The following is a 21,121-nucleotide window of genomic DNA, read 5'->3' as shown; positions in this document are numbered from 1 at the left end:
AAATACGCATTCAAAACTATTATCAAGTGAAAATCACAGAGAATTATTTCTTCATTGCTTTCCTGATCAGTGGCAGCACTGCATCGGCCATGCGCGAAAACCCGAGGTCTGTCAGGTGCACGCCATCGATGGTGGCTTCATGATCATTACCGATCAGCTTATCAGTAGTGAGATAATAGAAATTGTCGATGCCTTCTTTCTTCAATCGATCATAAGTTTTCCTGATCTCTTCCAGCTGGCCGCTTACTGTTTTACCCACCTTCTGATCCCAGTTTCCATTTTCCCTGAAAACTGTTTCGATGAGGATGATGGGTACATTTGGTTTTTGCTGACGCAGGTATTTGATGAAGTTGTAAGATCTTTCTTTGATCTGTTCGGGCGAAGGATTGGGGATGCAATCCAGAATGTACAGATCGGCGGGAACTGAAGCCAGATACTGAGCCAGTTCAATTTCCATTTTTGCATTTCCGCTGAAACCGAGATTGATCACATCGTAGCCTGTCTTCCTTTGCAGGATGGCAGGATAGGCCATACCGGGTCTGCTGGCAGATGCTCCCTGCAAAATACTGGAACCATACATTACCACTCTTTTTGTTGTATTGATGCCGGGCTGCGCGGGTTTCCTGATCTCTGCATTTTCCTGTACACCAATCTGCAGATCATTTACTGTGTTATACAAAGGCAGGTAAAGCATGAACTGCTTCATTGAGCTGTCCATATTTTGAATGATCACCTGGTCCTGATCGGCTGTTCCTTTTGCAGGTTTGCCCACCATCACATATTGCCATTTTCCATTTTTCAGACAGTACAGGTCCAGTCCGCTATGACTGATCGGCGGCATATTACTGTAAAACTTTTCGCTTTCCAGTTTCCATTTTGCACGGATAATAGTGGAGTTGGTTTCGAAAAGAATGGCAATACCAGCGCTGTTCTTTGCCAGCGCCTGTACAGCTTTAGGCATGTCTTTCGTTTCAACGGAATCAATTCTCTGAAAGATGGAATCAGTTGGTTTTGCCTTGCCGATCATCATCAGAGATGCGGCACTGGTAAAACGGATGCTGTCTTGCGCAAAGGATGCGAAAGCAGTTACTACAATCAGGCAGACAAGAAGTAATCTTTTCATAAACTATGGGTCGAGCGGATCGATCGGATTAATCTGTAATGAGTTGACAGATGGAAGGTACTCCGTTTCTGTGGAACTTAATTGTTTGATGGATTGAAAAGGAAGATAGCCGAGTTCTTTCTGGATCCTCAATTTCATATTTCCATTAATATATTTTGTCTGAGAGGCATCAGATACGATCAACACCGGTTTGTCAGATGGCATTTTGAACAGGAACACCAGCCTGTTGGCGTTACGCAGATTGGTAGTGGTATGTCTTGCATGCGGCTCAATGATAATTGCAGATGCAGGGATCTTCAGCACTTCCACCATGTATTTTTTCATTTCGATGGCTTCACAGTAAGGCGTTTTGTTGGGATGCACATGGCCTCCGGAAACCACCAGGAATGGCGCCAGTCCTGCATGATAGCGGACAGCGGCACTGTCGCAGCGTTTGGCGCCGTTGGGATCCAGCTTTACACCCGGTTGTTCGGGACCGAGGCCCGGCACCAGGATCATGCTGTATTTGTAGGATTGCCAGTTGATCTTTGCAGCTTTCTTGTAAGCCGCAGCATTTTCCTTTTTGGTCAATGGCTCGTATCGGATAGCTTCATCGCGGCCATTCAATTGCAGTGCATCCAATGCCAGTTGAAGAGGAAGAGAATAGAAAGTTGTCTTCTTTTGGGATAACTGCTTTTGCAGTTTGGCTGCTATCTCATTCCTGAATTCCTGATCATTTTTATCGAAACTGATACTATCGATCTTTGGATACAAAGGTGTTTTGCCTTCCACATAAGTGCCCAGCGCATAGTTCACTCCCTGCGCATCTGCGCGCCAGGCTTTGCGTACCAATCCTGTATCCGCATCTGCTGCAAAAAGATTGTAGGCTCCTGAAGTCCGCAACTGTCCAACCAGTTTTTTCCAGGCTGCATTACTGAGTGTCAATTGCACCAGTTCATTTCCGACTGATTCAATTTCACTTTCAGTGATCGAAAGCGCCCTGCCGAAACAGGCGGCATCCTGGCAGTTGATCAGTGCCTGTTGCGCATCCTGCTGCAATCTGCTGCGCAAAATCTCAAAGGTCTGACCAACCGGGCGAACGCCTTCCTGTTCCAACAGGTAAAGCATGAAAAAATTCTTCCTCTGTAAAAGACTTTCTTTCTTCGATTGTGCAGCAAGCTGTACACTAACCGTTGCCAGCAAGAGCCAGCAAAAACAAATCCTGATAAGCTGGTATTTCATTGTTATTTCAATTCAAACAAAACAGGATAATGATCTGAATAGTTATCCGTAAAATCATCTGTCAACACACGGGCTGTAGCCAGTTTCTTCAGCAGATCCTTACTAATAAATATAAAATCGATCCGTGAAGACACATCGCTTCCTGTTTTCGGTTCAAATCTTTTCGGATGTACTGTTTTTACAAAACCCGGATGCATTTTGTGCAACACATCCGTGAATCCTGCTTTGTGTACTTTTTCAATGACGGAGTAATCGATCTTTCCATCTGCCAGTTTTAAGATGGGCGCATACTTTTTTTCATAAGCCTGGTAATTAGCGATCATTCGTCCATCGCTGTAATTTGCAGAATCAACCGGCGACAAAGTATTGAAGTCCCCCATCACTATCCATTTCTGTTGCACAGGCTGTGCTTTGATATGCGCCATCAACAGATCTATCTCTTGTGCCCTTTTGCGATAATCGAATGGGGTAAGGTGAACGGAAACGATATTGTATCCCTGAATGCTGGCTGTTATAAAGCCACGATCCATATTATCACTGACTTTCTGCACATGCAGGATCGGATATTTGGAAGTGATGGCAACCGGGAACTTCTCGCCTTCGATCAACAATACAGCATAGCGATGTCCATATTGCTCCGCCAGTTTTTCCAATGATGCCTGTGTAAAATTGGTCACTTCCTGTAACGCCAGTACATCGGGATCCATCTTCTTTATCCAGGCAACAAATGAAGGTTTGCCTGCGGCTGTATCCAGCTTCATCCCTTCGAAAATATTATAGGTGATCACCCGAAGAGAAGGCTGCTGAGCAAAAAGTGCAGGCAAATGGGAAAAGAAGATCAGGGCAAGGATTATTGAGCGCTTACAGTTCATGGTTATTGTCAATTGATAAGGATCTTGAATGTTTCAGCGATTGGGCCGGAGCTTACATAACAATAGTAGATCCCGGGTGATAAAGATGAAAGGTTGATAGATTGTGACCCACCGGTATAGGCTTTCTTGTGAACAGTCCTACCGGCATTGTCCACCACCAGCAATTCAAAATTTTGTACTTCATTCTTTTTGAACCTGATCTCGAACCGTCCTTTGGCCGGATTGGGATAAACCGTCAGTCCTGTTTTCTCTTTTTTCTCTTCATTCGCCTGCGCTGTCAATGTCACCAATGGATCAACTGGTTTTGCAATGCCATTCACTTGCGTACCTTCAGTGGAAAGCGGATCCATCATCAGATCATCTACAAAGATGAACCAGGTAGTGCTGGTATTGGGTTGTGAGAATTCGATGGCGTCCAGTGTAGCGGTTGTGCTGTTGATCACGCCATTGCCGCCATCGGTGGAGGTTCCAGCGTAACTGCTCAGGCTCCAGACATATTTATGCCATTGGTTATCGTTGATGATATCCAGTGTGGGACTGAGTTCTGTTCCATCATTATCATCTATCCATAACCGAACTTTCGCGTTGGTGTTGGCGGTATTGGTTTTCAGATAGAAGCTGATGGTTCCGGTATTCAGGAAGCTTCGATTATTGGAAGGTGAGCCTGTGCCGGATAAGAGCCTTACTTTCCAGGCAGCAGAAGATGTTGTGTTGTCGTAGAGCTTTACAATAAGTGAATGCGTTCCGCTATGTGCAGTGAGTGCATTTGTGACCACGGAGGTTGTGGCAACTCCCACTGTTGTAGGACTGTATGTTGGTTCGCGATTGAAATGGCCCAGGGTGTTCTCAAACATATCGAGTGTGAGGGTTGTGAGATAGGCCAGCAGTGCGCTGCCTACGGCCCTGGGGCCGGCAGCATCGGAGGGGTCATTTCGTACAATATCATTTCCCATGATAATGGAAGAGCCGCCGCCATCGAGGTTGAGTGCCTGGTAGCAGCCTATGTATAGCATGAAGTCTGCAAATTGTGTGAGGGTCATGCCTTCACTTACTCCCGCATTCCTTCCATCGTTCACAACCAGGTAGATCTTGTCTTTCGTCTGATTGTAACCGATAGCCGTTCTTGGAGCCAGGTCGGTGGGGACAGGCCCGCCTTCATCGGCTACACTGGTGGTGACGCAGTTGGCGCCATCGAGAACGAGTCTGGTCCAGCCACCTGTGAGCTGTTTGATATTGGTGATACCGGAAGGGGCAGTGATCACCTGCAGGTTGAGGTCCACCGTTTGACCAACACTGATATTGTCGAGAAAAGTTTTGGCAGCGCCTGTTCCGGAAAGTACTGCCTGTCCTGCAGTGTAGGTCATGTTCCCTGCACTTGATTTGGCCAGTACGGTACAAGGCACGGTGGCATTGGCTTTCCAGGCATTGATGCCGCCCACTGGAACAACTCTTATTTCTGTTCTGCCCATAGCCGTTGTTTTGGTAGAAGGACCTTTAAAACGATTGTACAAAACCAGCTGATCTCCCGTAGCCGGCCTGTTGATGCTGTTGATAGTAATAGAAGAGCCGCCAGCCGTGAGTGTGTAGCTCTCATTCAATTTTGCCAGGAAAGGAACATTGGCTTCTGTGATACCGAATACAGTTCTGTTCAGCATGGTATCCCAGAGGATCTCTCCATCGCCGATCATCATGTGACGCGGATTGTACTTCGGTCCACCGCTGGTGAAAAAATCAGAATTGATGCCGGCTGTTACTTCATGATACCTGATGCTTTCGTGATCAGCATACATGGCAGGCACCGTTTGCGGATCACCGTTGATGGTATCCGTTGCCTTCACGGCTTGCAATCTAACCGTAGGTTCATCCAGATCGATCTCCATTACATAGAGCTTCTGCGCAGGGCTGGTGGTTTTATAATGCCTGTAGACAACGCCCGGCGACATCCGTCTGGTGGAATCGAGCGTGTACTGGGCCCATGCAGTTGAGCATGCTATTGTTAATAGCATGCCCAGGGAAACAATCTTTTTCATTTTGATTCATTAAGGATGAGGAATATGGTGAGTTATTTCCAATTCGGGTTCTGATCTAATTTCGGATTGAGTGTGATTTCCTGAAGGGGTATCGGATAGTAATAGTCTTTTGTTTCGTCGAATTTGCAGGGTGTGCTGTACATCGGATTGAAGTTTCCAGAAGTGCCGTCGGTCAGACGTTTCTGATTTACATTCACGATGCTGCTGGTGCCGGGAGGCGCGCCACCTGCATTGCCATTGTGCAGGTATACATCTGTTTTTCCATCGTTATTGAAATCGAATGAGCCGAGGCTGGGGAAGTACATGCCGATCATTGGTTTTTCCAGTTTCTTTCCTTCTTTCCAGCGCATGAGATCATCCCAGCGCAGTCCTTCGTTGAACATTTCGATCCTTCTTTCCCTTCTGATCTCCAGGATAACGCCTTTGTTGGAACCTTGATCCACGTTGGGATACATGGCTTCCAGATAAGGATCGGGATTGCCATTGGCAGTAACGAGATCGAGGAAAGGCATGCCTACACGCTCACGAAGTTTATTGATGGACTTGTCAAGGTCGGCCTGTGTAAGTGTTCCCAGTTCTGCCTTCGCTTCAGCGAAGATCAATAACGCTTCCGCATACCTGAAGAAGATGATATCATTGAAAGAGTTGTTGGAAGCCCATTGGTCTTTGGTGGCCAGTGCTTTCACCAGTCTGTATCCCGTGGTAGAGATATTGATGTTCACCGGTTCAGGACTTGTTTCTTTATAAGCCGTCCAGTTGGGGCCTGGCGTGGTTTGTGTGAGACGGGGATCGCGGTTCTGCATTTCTTCGTAGAAGCCCATTGTTTTGTAACCTGGCTGATCAGTGAAGCGGGAGCCATCTTTCATCAGGTAGCTATCGATCGCATCTTTGCAGATTCCGTATACGCCGGCAGTGGGAGCCGTCATGAGATAGCTGAGGCCATGGCGACCGAAGGTTGGGTTGTAATCCCTTGCCAGAATGGTTTCTGTAACGTCCTGGTCATTGCGTGCAAAGAGATCGCGGTAGCAACTATTTGCGCCGCCTGCAGTATACAGTTTATAAGCGCCGAGTGTGATCATCTCTTCCGCTGCTGAAGCTGCTTCGTTCAGGAATTTCTCATGATCACCGAGGGCATGATATTTCCTGAATGTTCCTTCAAACAGGCAGATGCGTGCTTTCAGCATAAGCGCTGTGTACTTTGTAATGCTGGTGAGCTGGACCTCTTTGGGAATATTCGCTACTGCAAAATTGATATCATCCAGTACGGAGTCCATCACCAGTTTGCGGGAGTCCCTGGCTTTATACAGCTCCGGGTCATTTGCTTCTAGTACTTTTCCATACCAGGGCACATCTCCATACATTTTCACTTTATCGAAATAGAAATATGCTCTGAAGAATTTCGCGATGCCGCCGTACTTGAGTTTGGCTGCTTCGTCCGGGCATTTCTGATAGTTCTCCAGGAAGTAGTTGATGGAGCGAAGCGAACCCCAGGTCCAGTTTGTACCGGCATTGGAAGCCGGAACGATCCTGGCCCCTTTCACACGATCAGCCACGTTGAGGGGGATCATATTATCCGTAGTAGCATCATCCGTCCAAATCAGGTAAGTAGGAAAGATCTCATAGAAGCCGTTCGTGTATACCTGGAGGTCGGTTGCGTTATTGAAAAAGTTGTTGGCATCTATCTGATCCTTTGAAGTTGTGTCCAGCATGTTCTTGTTACAGGATGCAGACAGGAGCGCCACATAAACAATGAGTATATAATTGAGCTTCTTCATTTCAGGTGCGTTTGAATCGATGGTTACAGAGTGATATTGATGCCGGCGGAAAAGATCTTACCGATCGGATAATCTTCAGCGCGAGAGCGGGATACAGCAGCCCCTGGAGCGGAATAGTTGATACCAGATCCAGCCATTTCAGGGTCGATGTATTTGGTGAGGTTACCAAAACGCCAGGTGAAAAGATTCTCTCCGCTGAAATAAACCCTTAGCTTTTGGATCTGCGCTTTCCTGGTCAGTCTTTCCGGAAGCGTGTAACCCACAGAAAGGTTCTTGATCCGCAGGTAGCCAACATTGATGAGGTAGTAATCATTCACTTCACCGAGTGAACGTAAGCTGCCGAGCGAAGCATATCCCCTGTTGATCTGCGGGTAGGTATTGCCGGGAGTTTCAGGGCTCCAGGCATTGCTGATAAGGTCTTTCCGTATGAAGGAGAGATAGGGCCTTTCATAAGATCCCCAGTAGATATTTCCTGTTGCGTACCAGTCCTGACGTGCAATACCGGCGCCTGCAATGAACAGATCAAAGTTTTTCCATTCGGCGGCTATATTGAAACCGAAGGGGAATTGTGGCATGGCATTGCCGATGGCATCCAGGTCGCCGTGATCAGCAAGTGTATTCTTTCCCTTGTTGATAGCGCCATCGCCATTCAGATCCAGGTATTTGATATCGCCTGCGCGAAGCCCTTTCCATTGGGTATTCTGAACGATGTTCAATTCATAGTTGTAGACCTGTCCCAGACTTGTGGAAGGATTGGTGAAGCTGTTCTGATATTTTTGAGCTTCCTCATCGCTCTGGAACTGGCCGCCGATCCTGTAGCCGTAAATGGTCCCGAGCTTTTGTCCTTCCCAGTATGTGTTCATGAGTCCGTTGGGATTGGGATATTTTGTGATCACACCTTCGAAATTGTAAACGCTGGCAGTAGCGCGGAATCTCAGATCGCTGCCTGCTACATTGAAAGTATTGTTGTAGGTGAGACTCAGTTCAAAACCGCGATTGCGGAGGGTGGCGATATTCTCTTTAGGCTCGGCAGCGCCAAATACAGCAGGAAGTGGCTCTCCGGGCAGATACATACGCTCAACGATCTTTTCATACCAGTCGAAGGAAACGGTCAGACGATCATTCAGGAAACCGAGGTCTGCACCGAAATCAATAGTGCGTGAGTTTTCCCAGCTCACTACTTTAGGCAATGGTAATGGGGCATCAACATAGTTGGCCCTTGCACCATTGATCAACCAGCTAGTCTGTTTGGGGGAAAGCAATTGAGAAAAGGTATTGTTGGCGATACTTTGGTTTCCGAGTTGCCCGTAAGACACTCTTAGTTTGAGTGAACTCATCACATCTTTCAATGGTTGATAGAATTTCTCCTTGCTCACATACCAGCCGCCCGACACCGATGGGAAGAAGCCCCAGCGGCTATGTTCAGGGAATTTGGAAGAACCATCGTAACGCGCATTTACTTCCAGCAGGTATTTGTTCTTGAAATCATAATTGAAGCGGCCGAAATATCCCTGGATCGCCCAGACTTCTGCTTCACCATCCGCCAGGTACATCTCCGTTCCGAGATTCAGGTTGGAGAGATTGGCGGCCAGCAGTCCATTCTGTGCGGCATTCACAACATCATCATTGAATTCCTCCTGGTTATATCCCAGCATCAATTTGAAATTGTGTTTTTTAGCCAGGCTGTAATTATAAGTTCCGTACACGTTGAGTGCTTTGAGATAGCTTCTGCTTCTGGCTTCAGTGAGCCTGTTTACACCACCCACAGTTGAAATGATCCTGTCGCCGGTCAGATAGGTGTATTGGTTTAACCTGGTGGAACTGGCGGCATGATTGACGGTGCTGCTGTAATCGATATTGAACTGAAGATCTTTCAGCGGCGTGATCTTTGTGCTGAGCATATTCACGTATTGCTCGGTATGACGCTTGTAAAAGTTCGAACGCTCCAGCAGTGGTCCCTGTGCACCGCTTCCAGAAAAATCGAAAGGAATGCCATCAACAGTTATAGGATGGAAGGGGAACAGGTAGTACCAGGTTGTATTGGTCCACAATCCACCAAAGCCAGCCCTGCCGCCACCGAACTCCTGGTCTTTGCTGGTGCTGATCATGGAATTGTACGACAGCTCAAGCCACTCTGCAGGTTTTGCTTTCACACTTCCTCTCAGATTCACCAGTTTCATTTCGGCGTCATCTATATTCTGTATGCTTTGCGTATTGTAGATCCTGCCGGAAACATATCCCTGCAGTTTGTCGGTGCCCCCGGAGACAGAGATATTATGGTTTTGCGAGAACTGTGTTTTCCTGAACAGGAAATCATACCAGTTTGTATTGTAGAAGAATTTGTAAGTGTTGTTGGCTTGTTTCTCTTTGAATGGCTCAAGCGTTCCGTTCATTACCTGTTTGATCCTTTCGTAATCTTCATCAGAATAGCCTGTATAGTTGGTGCCATTGTATCCGTAGAGAGCGGCATCAACAGTTTTACCATAAGTGTAGGGATCAGTAATATAATCTGTACGAGATGCGGGTCTGGTAAATCCAAAATTGTTGGAGTAATCGATCTCTATTTTCCCCTGTTTCCCTTTTTTGGTGGTGATGAGTATTACGCCGAAAGCTCCGCGGGCTCCGTAGATAGCAGAAGAAGCTGCGTCTTTGAGCACAGTAATACTTTCTACATCAGCTGGGTTGATACGATTGATGTTTCCCTGGAATCCGTCTACCAGTACCAATGGCGATCCTCCGTTGATGGAGTTGAATCCTCTCACGTTGATCTCGGGAATATCTACAGGGTTTCCATTATTCGACTGTATATTCAAACCAGGCAGCATGCCTTGCAATGAAGTGATGATATTTGGCGTAGCGCGTTGTTTGAGATCATCGCCACTTACCTGGCTTACAGCTCCGGTAAGATTTACTTTCTTTTGTGTGCCATAACCCACCACTACTACCTCGTTCATGTTCTGCATGCGCTCTGTGAGTACGATAGGCTCAGCAAATTTGTAGCTGGCCGGGAATTCCCTGGTAGTATAGCCTGTGTAAGAAATTACGATCACATCTTTTGGATCGATATTGGGCAGCACGAATTCGCCTTCATCGTTTGTAACAACAGAACGGTTAGCCGCTTTGGCTCTTACTGTTGCGCCGATAAGCGGCACAGCTTTACTGTCCTGTACGCGTCCGCGTATGGCGATTTGTACCGGCGCTTGTACCTGTACCTGCTCCTGTTCAACGGGCTTCTTTTCAATTTCCCTGATAGCAATGCTTTTATCCCGGATCTCGAAACTGAGACCGGAACCTGCAAACAATTGCTTCAGTGCAACACTGAGTTCTTCATTGTTCACTACAATGGTTACATTGTTTGTTCTCTTCAGGTCTTTCACATTGTAAATGAAATCCAGACCTGTTTGCTTCCGGATTTCCCGGAACACTGTTGTGATGGGCTTATTGCGTTCGTTGAGCGTTACACGCTGTGCATTTCCGGCAAGGCTGAAAAATAGAAAAGCGAAAACAGCTGAGATCTTCAGCATTGCATTGTTGTGCTTGTTTTTTTTGCCTGCGGAATTGTTTATACATAGAGAGTCTGTATAAAACCTCATATACCTCTTTAGTTTTGGGGTTTTAAATGGGAATGCCAATATCTGTTCAGTAAACTTTATTGAAATACCTGGAGTAGAATAAGGCTTATTTTGTTATGATGATCTTTCTTCCTTTTCCGGAAGCATCACCCTGTATCAGTTTGAATTGTATAGTTCCTGTTCTCTCGAACATACTGAGCACTTCAGAAATATTTTTGAATCTCGAGATCATACCACCAAAACGTTCACCATCCACATTGCCGTGGTATTCGGCTGAGAAGCCATACCAGCGGGCGAGTTTTTTCATGATGCTTTTGATGTCTTCATCTGCAAAGGAGAAGTAACCGTTCTTCCAGGCTACTGCTTCTTCAGCATCCACCTGCTTCACACTGATGGTGCTGGAAGTTGAAAGCCTTGCCTGTTCACCTGGCTTGATCATTACCTGGCTCAATGGGTTGAGCACTTTCACTGATCCTTCAAGGAGTGTTACGGCCTGCACATGATCGTTTTCATAGGCGCTTACATTGAAATGTGTGCCCAATACTTCCACTGTTGAGTTATTGAAGCGGACGCGGAAAGGTTTTGATTTGTTCTTTGCGATCTCGAAATATGCTTCGCCACTTACTTCCACTTCGCGTGAATCGCCTGTGAACTTTACTGGAAATTTCAGTCTGGATGCGGCATTCAGCCAAACCTTGCTTCCATCAGACAGCACGAGAGAATATTCTCCACCAACGGGTATTTCGAGGATATTATAAACGGGGCCGGATGATTGGTTTGGGTCCATTCCCGTTTCGTAAATGATCTCTCCATTCTCAGCTTTCCTGATCATGGACGAGCCTTGTTTTCCGAGTATGCCGGCATTGGTGGAGTCCAGCACGATCTGTGAGTTGTCAGCAAGGATCAGCACGGCCTTGTTCTTTTTGCCGGGCAGGAAATCCGGTTTCACAGTTTGCTGAGCAGCCAGTTCAGTTTCTTTGGATCCATTTCCTGTTTTATTGAAATACTGGTAACCTGCAATGACCAGTAGGCAGGCTGCTGCAGCGGCGGCAGTCCATTTCAACCAGGGAAGCCTGCGTAAGACTGGCTTACGTTCCTGTATCTTTTGCTGAACAGATCCAAAGAGCAGATTACTTTCTCCTGTGTTGAAGAAAGAGGCGTTTGCCGGTTGCTGGTCCATTACTTCCCTGAAGAATTTCCTGGCAATAGCGGCATGTTCTTCCATTGAAAGAAGATGCAGGAGCTCAGCATGTTCTTCTTCGCCGATCGATCCGTTCCTGAAACGCTCTATGAGTATGTCTATTCTTGATATGGCCATATTAGATAAGCAGGTTAACTGTTACTGGTGAAGCATACAGCACTCCCGGTCTTCTATGATTAAAGACACAAAAAGTGTAAAAAGGGAGATATGGAAAAAAGGAAAAATCAAAAAAATATTGAAATAAGCAGGAAAGCGCCTGTTTTGATCAGCCTGGCAATAGCCTGTAATGCCCACTGCTGGTACTTTTTAACGGAATGAACGGAGATATTCATCTGGTAGGCGATATCTGCATTCTTAAGTCCCTGCTGCCTGAGAAGGAAGACTCTTTTTTGTTGCATCGGGAGCTGATCAACGGCATTGTCGAGCAGGGCATAATAATTCTCGACGGGAATTTCTTCCTCTTCAGTCTGGATGAGATGCCGATTGACGGCTTCCTGTTTCTTTCTCACCTGGCTGATCTTTCTGATTGCATTGAGGGTATGGTTCCGGGTAACGATAAAAAGATAGGCTGTGAAACTTTTCAGTTCAGGAAGTGAATTCCTTTCTTCCCAGATCTTGAGGAACACATCCTGGATGATCTCTTCCGTAAGCTCTCTGGATCTTGTAATGGAAAAAACAAAGGCAGCCAGCTGTTGATGGTATTGATCAAAAACAGCTCTGAAAGCGCGTTCATCGTTTTGCGCTATTGCATTGAGCAGGCCTGTATTTTCCAGAGGCTTTAACACTGATAGAGTTGATTGAAGGTGCCGAAATTAGTTATTTGGTAATTGAATTGCGGAAGCCGGAAGCAATGTTGATCATTTATTAATATGGACACGGAAGGGACAGCACCATTGCATCGGCGGTAATAAAGATAAATATTTCAAATAAAATGCTGCATGGGATTATTCAACAAAGTCTGACGAATTGGCTCTTTTCCGCTTGCGGCATCATTTTTATACTATTATAGTAAATGATTATGTATGAGCCAGGCATTCGTTAAAGAGGAAGATGGACAGTGGCTCCATGACCTGCCACCCACATTACCCGCACTGATCAACTACCTCACGCGCGACAATAATGGCGTTCGCGTATATGAGCTCAAAACCTCCTTCCGGAAAGATGGAAAGGAGCTGCACCATATGAGCAATGGCCTCAATTACTTTGTGAATGACGCCAGTCAGTGGGAGATCGAATGGTAGAGAAATCACGTTTTTAGGGGATAATAACTTTACAGAATTCCATTTTTCTTTGAGACATCAAGTCAAGGTAACTGTCGGGAGTTTTCACTCGCTGAGGGTGTGCGGGTGTTTACGTTCCAAAAGCACAAAGGGCTGACCGTTATGGTCAGCCCTCGCTTTATAGTTTTTTGTTTGTGCTTATTTTTTCAGCGCCTCTTTCAAAAACAGCCTCACTTCTTCAGCAGGAATGGCGAGAGAAGTTGTTCTGGATATGCGCGCAATATTGATGCCCATAAAATTTCCTTCACCGTCGAATACAGGACCTCCGCATTCTGAGGGATATAATCTTGCATCATGACTAAACGCTTTTTTGAATCCATCTTTGCGTTCGCTTTTTCCTCCTTCAAATTGTTCCGCCATATGCTGAGGGCTGGGTTGAGAGAATGCTTTCTGTTTCAGCGTTATTTTTTTCGTGTAGCCAAACCAACGTCTTTTTCCTTTGAACTGAATGGTGGTTGAAGGACGGATGGTTGATACCAGCCATTCAAAATCTGAACAGGTAGTTACTTTCACGCCATCGATGCTTTCGATCTTATCGCCGGGTTTAAGTTTTGCAGATTTAGCGGGACCGAATGCATCGATCTGGTTTATCAGGAGTGTATTGTTCTTTTCTATCGAACTCACTCCCAGGTATGATTTCCAGCCGGCGGGAATGAAACCGATTGTTGGTGAGCTCAAAATACTAACCCTGTTGGAGCCGTAGTTTGTGCCAGGAGACAGGAGGAATGTACCGGCATCTTTATACATATCATTGCTGTAGGAGCCCGCAAGGATATCGATTCCATTTTTAAGGTCAGCAGCAACTTCCAGGAGTACAAGGTCTTTTAAGGAATCCCGTGCAATGGCAGTTGCGGGAAGAGATTCCTCTTTGATGGAAACAAATATTGAATCGTTGCCTACGATAGAGCTTTTGCTGATGATGTACGATTTGTTTTTGGATGCTGCGTTTGGCAAGGCAACAAGCGCCCCCAGGGCAGAGGATTCATCGCCCTTCAATTGGCTGGCAATGTTTATAGCGGCTGGTGCAATTTTCGATAAAACTGTCGTGAAGTTTTCAGGCATGTTTTCCAGCGCGGGAATTGGCTTGCTTGTGTTTTGCGAGAGGTTATCCAGTTTTTTTTGATCGCTTGAGTCCGGGTAAATATATGTTTGCTGCACGAGCAGTTTGTCCCAGTTCTTACGGAAGATATCCACGGGAACTTCAAAATTCGCATCCAATGATTGAACGATCCTGCTGTGAATACCGATCACGCGTCCATTCAGATCGAATAAAGGTCCGCCGGAATCGCCTGGTTCCATCAGGGCAGTGTTGCAAAGGAATCCCGGGTTGATATCACTTTCGTTGATATAACCGAATCGTACTAATGGATGTCCGCTTTGCTTCATATTTTGCGGATAGCCCATGCTGATGCAGGGCTGAAAAGGAAGCAGATTTCCCGACCATCCCATTTCGGCGTATGGCCAGTTACCCGGAGACATTATTTTGATGATAGCAGCATCGTTAACGTTATTGCTTCCGAGGCCGATGGCTAATACCTTTTTGCCATCGGGGAATGCTACCTGGTAAATCTGATGAGGTTTGGCAGCATGAGCGGCTGTGAGGATGATTCCATCTTTGCTGACAACAACAGCGCTGAAGGTTAGCCCGCTTACGCGGTTTTTAAGGGTATCATAGTCAGATACGGCAACGGTGGCGCCGGAAACTTTTTTGACAACGGCCTGGATGGAGGATTGAAGGGATTTGTAGTCGAGTTGCTGGGTGAAAGCCAGGCTGGTATTGAGGAGTAAACCCAATCCGATCAGGCAGGCGCGGAACTTTTGAGAGGTGAAAATGTTCATTGATTGCATGTTGTGGTGCAATACTGACAAAGAAAGGGCGGGTTAGGGTGAAGGGAAGGGTGGGATATTTCTAAATTTTTCCTCATTTGTGATCCTTCGCAATTTTGATTAGCAATGTGAAGATTACTAACCATTACTTATCATGTACAAACTAGTTCCGAAAAAAAGGAAGAACATTTTCTTAAAAATTCTAGGTTTCATAGCTGCTTGCGCAGTAATAAAGGAATTACTTGTAGTTCTGCCTGGACCAGCCCCCCGCTCGTCACGCGCTATTTCCAAGAAAACTAAGATTATTCAAAGAGATCTATATAGGCCATACGCCAACGTTAATTTATGACTATGATATACCAATGAAAGCATGCAATGTTATTAACATGGATACAGGTGCAGGATTTCATGGTAAATTGTCTGCCATGGAAATCAATACTTCAACAATAATACAGAGCGACGAGGTTCAATTGCTATATCCAAATCATACAGGAAGGAATAAATGAGACCTGGACAACCATAAAACTGCTAACTGCTCATAATTGAATAATCCCCAAAACCGTTGGTTTCGGGGATTATTTTTGAAATAACCATCTCTAAATAAATACAGCATTGCGAACTTCCATTACCGTGTAATAATTCGTCTTATTACCAGCCTGCCAGGAAACGCTTTGTCCTTGTATAACTCCAAGCAAAGCGATACCAAGTGGAGAAAGAGCTGATATTTTTCCGGACCAGTTATCCCTTTCAGCAGGTGGAACCAGTTTGAATTGCAGATTTTGCCGGGTCTTGATGTTTCGTAAGGTAATAACATCGTACAAGCGAGATACATTGTTCGGGAAGTCTATAGCGCTTACCTGTTGGGCGTTGGCCAGCTTGTCTTTTATTTTATTTTTCTCTGCATCTGAAAGTTCTAAATAATGTTTATCAGTATTGAGAGCTGAGGTTAACAGTTGAAAATCTTCCTGTAAGAGAATGAAGTTATTGCTCATTATAGATGTTTAATAAGTTGTATAAAAGATAATTGATACGGCAGATAGCATATCGGTTTCGTTTTGCAACGAAATCAGAATTTATACCCCCCGGAATGCAAATGAGACCGGGGATTACTTATTAAAGTCTTTTGGATTTGAGAAAGCGAAGAGTCGTTTACCTGCAAAGGGTGTAACTCCGGTAAGTTGAAGAAACCCGGAAGCCAACAAATGGTTATTTAATTTGTGGTTACACATTTTCACGAATATATGAAAACTTAAATTGGTCATTTGGAAGAAAGTGCTAAATTTTCAATCCAAGAGTTGATTAAGACGTCCGCAAAACTTGTGTAAATTGACATTATAGATTCAAGGCAAGAACAATAAAGTATTTATCATGCCCGACAAATTCGAGAAAAATAGCCGCAAACAGATTCTCAGCAACCTTAGTAAAAAAGCTGCCGAAGAATTCGAAAACAGCCTGCCAATGAGCAGAGACAATTTCATGCAGCTTTTTGACCATTTGGACGTACAGCTACTGTTCCAAAATTTGCTTCACATATGTGACCCATTTAAACCCCGGAACTTCATTGCTAATAAAATAATCCGGCTGCAAACCACGATCATCTAAGATATATTGCGGGATTCGCTTACTGCGAGAAAGACAATACCCTAACTCATATTCGTTGCAGGGATCTTTTATAGAGTACATATTTGAAATATCAAGTGCCCCAAAAGTAGGAGTTCCAAAAAATTTTACTTTTTTGCTTTGTTTAGCCGCCAGCACAAATTGTTCAGCTGTGCTGCCTACATCGCCATCTATTATTATACCCACTTGCCTGGGGTATACTTTTTTTGTGAAAGATTCCTCCGCTTCTTTACCTTTTATAGGTTCGTTCAAATAGACAAATTCTCCCAAATGCTTCTGTAAAGTATCGTATGATTTCTTTATCCATTCCTTTTGTTCATTAGAAAAAAAAGTTTTGTATTCTGGTTTATTAAGAAAATCCAACATCCTTTTATTATTCATCGATGTACTCAGGTATTCAACTCCAACAGTTGATATTGGATTCGTTTTTAAATAGGGTATGATATTACTAAAGCTAAAATCGCTACCACCTCCATTACCCCGAATATCGATAATAAGGTTTGGCATAGTTGACAGGATTTTATCGTTCGCGTTCAGCACACTGTCAATTACCTTTTTCTGGCTCGGATCAAATGAAGGGATTCTGAAATACAGTGTGTTTTTGTCCAACTGTTTTATAAATGGGCTTTTGGTATTCAGTGATGTTAAATAGTCCTGGACTTCTGTTTCCGTAGGAAGAACCGGCGCCAGCCGCTTCAACCAAAAGCCGGCAACTTGTAAATAATTCTGACCGATACTTTCTAGTTGATCGCTTTTAGCTTTGGAATGATCACGCATGTAACCTACCCCTTTTAACTCATTACCTTCTCTTATTATTTCCAGTTTTATCTGTCCTGATTCCCAATAAGGAGAAACTTTATTTATTAGAACACCCTTATATCCATTTTCTGTTTTTTTAATAGCAATTTTATAAGGAGGGAAATCCCAAATACCCTCAAAGTCCTGAGTTTTCTTATTACTCAGGTATTTTTCAAATTCAGGAAGATCTATTTGTAATCGTGGCCATTCTTTAAATTGATTCTTGATAGAAAGCGTATCTAATTGTTGAGCAGGAGCCGGGGTTTCGTTTCCCTTTTCGGTTTCAAGTGCTTTTATGTAAACATGCCCTTTTCTAAAAAAACGCAACCACTCCTGCAGTACAAGCCGGCATTCTTCCCTGCTTCTTGCTACATTGACTTTTTCCTGGATTTTTAGATTATGATAATCATATGCGGCCCGTCCTTTTATTGAAAGTATGTATGTAAATCCCGCATCATTCTCCTCAAAAGTCTTTTTCATCCATTGGAAAGCTGTGCTACAGGTGCAGTCCTGGCCATAGGCAAACCCTGTTCCGATAAATAGAAGGCAGAAGGTTAGTAAGCGTCTGGTGAACATATTCGATTTTATATGCAAAAAACTATCAATGATTATACGACAACTCAAAATGGTCTTGAGCGCGTATGATCTATACGCAGAAGTTTAATAAATGTTACATAACCCGGCAAAGTGTGTAAAGGCTCAAACCCGCTAAGTTTTAAAGCGGGTTTGTCTTACTTGTAGGCCCGATGAACGGTTCTCGAACGTTTTCAGACCTGATCTGGTTCAACTATCTAATATCAACTGTCAAGGATTTCTTGACAGTTGAGGAGCAGCTTTTCAAAACAGGTACCAAAGTGCGTATTTCAAAAGGTCCCCATCATTCTTTTTAATGATTTTTCGAGGCCGGTATCCGAAAAATCATGGTTTTCTATGATTGTCCCCCTCCAAATTACCCCCCATTTTTACTCTATAAGACTTGAACATGAAAAAAATATTTCTTTTCGCTTTCACAAGCATAGTACTTTTTGCCTGTAAAAAGGAAGATACCCAGCCCCCTGTTACGGACTATAGCCAATACAAAATTAAAACGGCCACGCATTCATTAAGAAACTACAGCGGTATGTCTTCAAGCCTATCTTCCGATACAACAAGCTACATATATGAAGGCAGTACCTATCGGTATACCCGGCGTACCTCTATGGGAAGTGTACATAGCTTTACGCACACGCTCAGTAATGGCATTTATACATCTGCTCTGTATACCAACGGTACTCTATCAAACCAAAAAACATACGATAAACTGAATGCTGCAGGATATATAGATAGCAGTTGGAGTTCGAACAACGGTACGGTTACACAATCTGCTAAATACAATTACCAAACCGATGGTATGTTGTCCAATGCAGCTAACTACTTTTCCGGCTATATCAATAAAGCCAAATACTATTATACAAACAATGCAACTACATATTATATTTCTGAACGCATACCAATAAGCCCCGGCATTCCTTACGCATTAGATTCTGTGGTGTATGAGTATATCGCCAATCTGCCCTATCGTGCGGTTTTTTACGGAGGAGGGTTGCCTGCATCTTTTTATGGAAAGCCCTCGAAGAATTTACTGCAAAAGACTACTTACTACGACAAACTCAACAATAACGCCATCAGGCAAACGATGGAATACCAATACCAGACAGATGATATAGGATTAGTAACTAAGAGAATACTTAATATGTATACCCAGCCAGGTAATACGTTAGTTCAAACTGACACCACGGCTTATACTTATTACAACAAGTGATTACCCAAAAAGCAGCCGGATGAAAAAACAGTCCTATACTTATTTATGATATTTCTGTCATTTGCTGCATCATCACTTTGTGCTGATGCAGCAAATGAACAGGGATTCCGTTCTGGGTAGGCAATATGTTAGCAATCGGCGGTGGGTGCATCTTCAAAAGAATACATCACCATCAGCACATCGCCCAACGGCAGCCCGCAGGTATCTGACAGGGGAGCAAAGGGCAGCGTAGATGCTGGCGCAAACTTTTACCGTAACGCTGAAAAGTCATTCAAAAAAGAAGTGTATGTATCATAAACCATTAGCAATGCCACTGATAAAAAAATTACTGGCTTTATATTCAATTCTATTAATGAGTTTAAGCGGCAATTCGCAAAAACAAAGTATTGACATGGTTAGCTACACTGCTCCAAAGGGTTGGCAACAACAGCAAAAAGAAGGTGGCGTGCAACTATCAGTTATTGACAATAAAACTCACGCTTATGCTATAGCCATTATTACCAACGCCATCGCATCAAATGCTGATGCGAATGAAAATTTTAAGATGAATTGGGATAAATTGATAAAAGGATCTGTGCAGGTAAATACTGAACCGATCATGCTGAAACCCGCAAAAGAAAATGGATGGGAGATCATTTCGGGGACTGCCCACTATACCAATGGTGCACAAAAAGGATTGGCTACATTGATAACAGCAACCGGCGGCGGGCAAATGGCGAGCGTGGTATTGATGAGCAATACAGATAAATACCAAAATGAATTGCTGGCATTTACAAATTCATTAGCATTAGCGAAAGTTGCATCCAACACAACAGCTAACGAAAATTCCTCTGTCGCAAACAAGGCCATTGCAGGCAACTGGAGCTACTCTGTTTCTGAAAGTCAGTATGGTAGTTTATCCCCTGGGTATTCCACCAAACAATACAATTTTAAAGAAGATGGAACATATACATACCGCCACAAATTCTTTTCTTCCTCTATACATACTTTATTGTTTCAGTATGAAAGCGGCACCTATCATGTGAGTGGTGATCAGTTGACCATTTCGCCGCTAAGCGGCGCCAATGAAGAGTGGAGCAAGGATAAAACGCATCCCGATAAATGGGGGAAACAGCTAAAAACAAGTAACCGAAAATTAGAGAAAGTTATCTATGTATTTACGCTTCGTTATTTCTCAGGCGTCAACGAAACCAATTTAATTCTGCAAGCAGTAAAATCAACGGAAAGAGAGGGTTCGTTTAGCAGCATTCCCGATTATCCTAACGGATGGTCCTTTAAGCCCTGCAATAGCAATAACAACCCTGCAATAGTTACTCCGCCCGGATTTAAAGAAGGCGCTGTAAACAAAACAGCCACCGCATCTGCTAATACAGTTAATTCTCCCCTTGCCGGCAAAATATGGGAAGCTCAGTCGCTGGAAAAACATGGAGCCGCCTATGGAAGCATGAGCGGTTTCCATACCGGAGGTTTCTGGTTATATCAATATAAATTCAATGCAGATGGAACTTACCATTTTGCTTATACTGCTGCATCCGCACTTGCAACCAACCCCGTAAATGTACTGCAATACGAAACTGGTACTTATGCTGTAAATGGCAACCAACTTATCATTACACCTTTAAAAGGCACCAATGAAGAATGGAGTGTAGGTAAAATAAATAACGGCATGAGTGCAGAGCATGTAAGGGAAGTGTTGGAAACAAGGATAAAACGATTGAAGACGACGACAAGAAAACTTGAAAAAATAACTTACCCTTTTTCTCTTGAATACTGGCAGGGCAATAATGCCAATGCGCTGTGTCTGAAACATACTCAAAATACGGTGCGGGAAGGAAGCCCCGGACAAAACGATCAGAGTTGCTTTTTTGAAACAACGTCTGCAAAGGCGAAAGACTTTAATGCCCTGTTTAAATAATAGCAAAGCACCTCTATTGTTATATAAGTGCTTTGCTATCAAATGTAGCCCCGACTGAGCAGTTCTCGAACTATTTCAGGTCTGAT

14 protein-coding genes are annotated in these 21,121 nt (G+C 44.2%); 3 read left to right on the top strand and 11 right to left on the bottom strand.

Annotated features, from left to right (window positions below):
- Positions 1-43 precede the first annotated feature (43 nt).
- The 8 genes from FSB84_RS08380 to FSB84_RS08345 all read right to left on the bottom strand — a co-directional run bounded on the left by FSB84_RS08380 (position 44) and on the right by FSB84_RS08345 (position 12,579).
- A complete protein-coding gene (locus FSB84_RS08380) occupies positions 44-1,123 on the bottom strand; it encodes an SGNH/GDSL hydrolase family protein (RefSeq protein WP_130541990.1) in 1,080 nt (359 codons plus the stop codon).
- Positions 1,124-1,126: 3 nt separating this feature from the next.
- Positions 1,127-2,344, bottom strand: a complete 1,218-nt coding sequence (locus FSB84_RS08375) for a YdcF family protein (protein WP_130541991.1) — start codon at positions 2,342-2,344, stop codon at positions 1,127-1,129.
- Between the two features lie 2 nt (positions 2,345-2,346).
- Positions 2,347-3,216, bottom strand: a complete 870-nt coding sequence (locus FSB84_RS08370) for an endonuclease/exonuclease/phosphatase family protein (RefSeq protein ID WP_130541992.1) — start codon at positions 3,214-3,216, stop codon at positions 2,347-2,349.
- Between the two features lie 8 nt (positions 3,217-3,224).
- Positions 3,225-5,246, bottom strand: a complete 2,022-nt coding sequence (locus tag FSB84_RS08365) for a phosphodiester glycosidase family protein (RefSeq protein WP_130541993.1) — start codon at positions 5,244-5,246, stop codon at positions 3,225-3,227.
- A gap of 32 nt (positions 5,247-5,278) precedes the next feature.
- Positions 5,279-7,021, bottom strand: coding sequence for a RagB/SusD family nutrient uptake outer membrane protein (locus FSB84_RS08360; protein WP_130541994.1), 1,743 nt, complete (start codon positions 7,019-7,021; stop codon positions 5,279-5,281).
- Positions 7,022-7,044: 23 nt separating this feature from the next.
- Positions 7,045-10,545, bottom strand: a complete 3,501-nt coding sequence (locus tag FSB84_RS08355; protein WP_130541995.1) for a TonB-dependent receptor — start codon at positions 10,543-10,545, stop codon at positions 7,045-7,047.
- 154 nt (positions 10,546-10,699) lie between these two features.
- The gene (locus tag FSB84_RS08350; RefSeq protein ID WP_130541996.1) at positions 10,700-11,911 is read right to left on the bottom strand and encodes a FecR family protein; all 1,212 of its coding nucleotides are present in this window, start codon (positions 11,909-11,911) and stop codon (positions 10,700-10,702) included.
- Positions 11,912-12,018: 107 nt separating this feature from the next.
- Positions 12,019-12,579 carry an RNA polymerase sigma factor gene (locus FSB84_RS08345; RefSeq protein ID WP_130541997.1) on the bottom strand — a complete coding sequence of 187 codons (561 nt, stop codon included), beginning with the start codon at positions 12,577-12,579 and terminating at the stop codon, positions 12,019-12,021.
- Between the two features lie 237 nt (positions 12,580-12,816).
- Between FSB84_RS08345 and FSB84_RS08340 the strand changes: the two genes are divergently transcribed.
- Positions 12,817-13,035, top strand: a complete 219-nt coding sequence (locus FSB84_RS08340) for a hypothetical protein (RefSeq protein ID WP_130541998.1) — start codon at positions 12,817-12,819, stop codon at positions 13,033-13,035.
- 177 nt (positions 13,036-13,212) lie between these two features.
- On the opposite strand, the gene FSB84_RS08335 is transcribed toward FSB84_RS08340, so the two are convergent.
- From FSB84_RS08335 to FSB84_RS08325, 3 genes are all read right to left on the bottom strand, one after another.
- On the bottom strand, positions 13,213-14,913 hold the full coding sequence (locus tag FSB84_RS08335) for a trypsin-like peptidase domain-containing protein (RefSeq protein WP_158643817.1): 1,701 nt from the start codon (positions 14,911-14,913) through the stop codon (positions 13,213-13,215).
- A gap of 584 nt (positions 14,914-15,497) precedes the next feature.
- Positions 15,498-15,893 carry a GreA/GreB family elongation factor gene (locus FSB84_RS08330; protein ID WP_130542000.1) on the bottom strand — a complete coding sequence of 132 codons (396 nt, stop codon included), beginning with the start codon at positions 15,891-15,893 and terminating at the stop codon, positions 15,498-15,500.
- A gap of 514 nt (positions 15,894-16,407) precedes the next feature.
- Complete coding sequence (locus FSB84_RS08325) at positions 16,408-17,895, bottom strand: S41 family peptidase (protein ID WP_130542001.1); 1,488 nt, start codon at positions 17,893-17,895, stop codon at positions 16,408-16,410.
- 544 nt (positions 17,896-18,439) lie between these two features.
- On the opposite strand from FSB84_RS08325, the gene FSB84_RS08320 reads away from it, so the two are divergent.
- Together FSB84_RS08320 and FSB84_RS08315 are read left to right on the top strand one after the other, a co-directional pair.
- Positions 18,440-19,120: a hypothetical protein gene (locus FSB84_RS08320; protein WP_130542002.1), complete on the top strand. Its 681-nt coding sequence runs from the start codon at positions 18,440-18,442 to the stop codon at positions 19,118-19,120.
- Between the two features lie 286 nt (positions 19,121-19,406).
- Entirely contained in the window at positions 19,407-21,035 is a 1,629-nt protein-coding gene (locus FSB84_RS08315; RefSeq protein ID WP_130542003.1) for a hypothetical protein, read from the top strand.
- The last annotated feature ends 86 nt before the right edge of the window (positions 21,036-21,121 follow it).

This window comes from Pseudobacter ginsenosidimutans (assembly GCF_007970185.1).
Classification (GTDB): domain Bacteria; phylum Bacteroidota; class Bacteroidia; order Chitinophagales; family Chitinophagaceae; genus Pseudobacter; species Pseudobacter ginsenosidimutans.
This window is presented reverse-complemented; position numbering and strand designations above follow the sequence as displayed.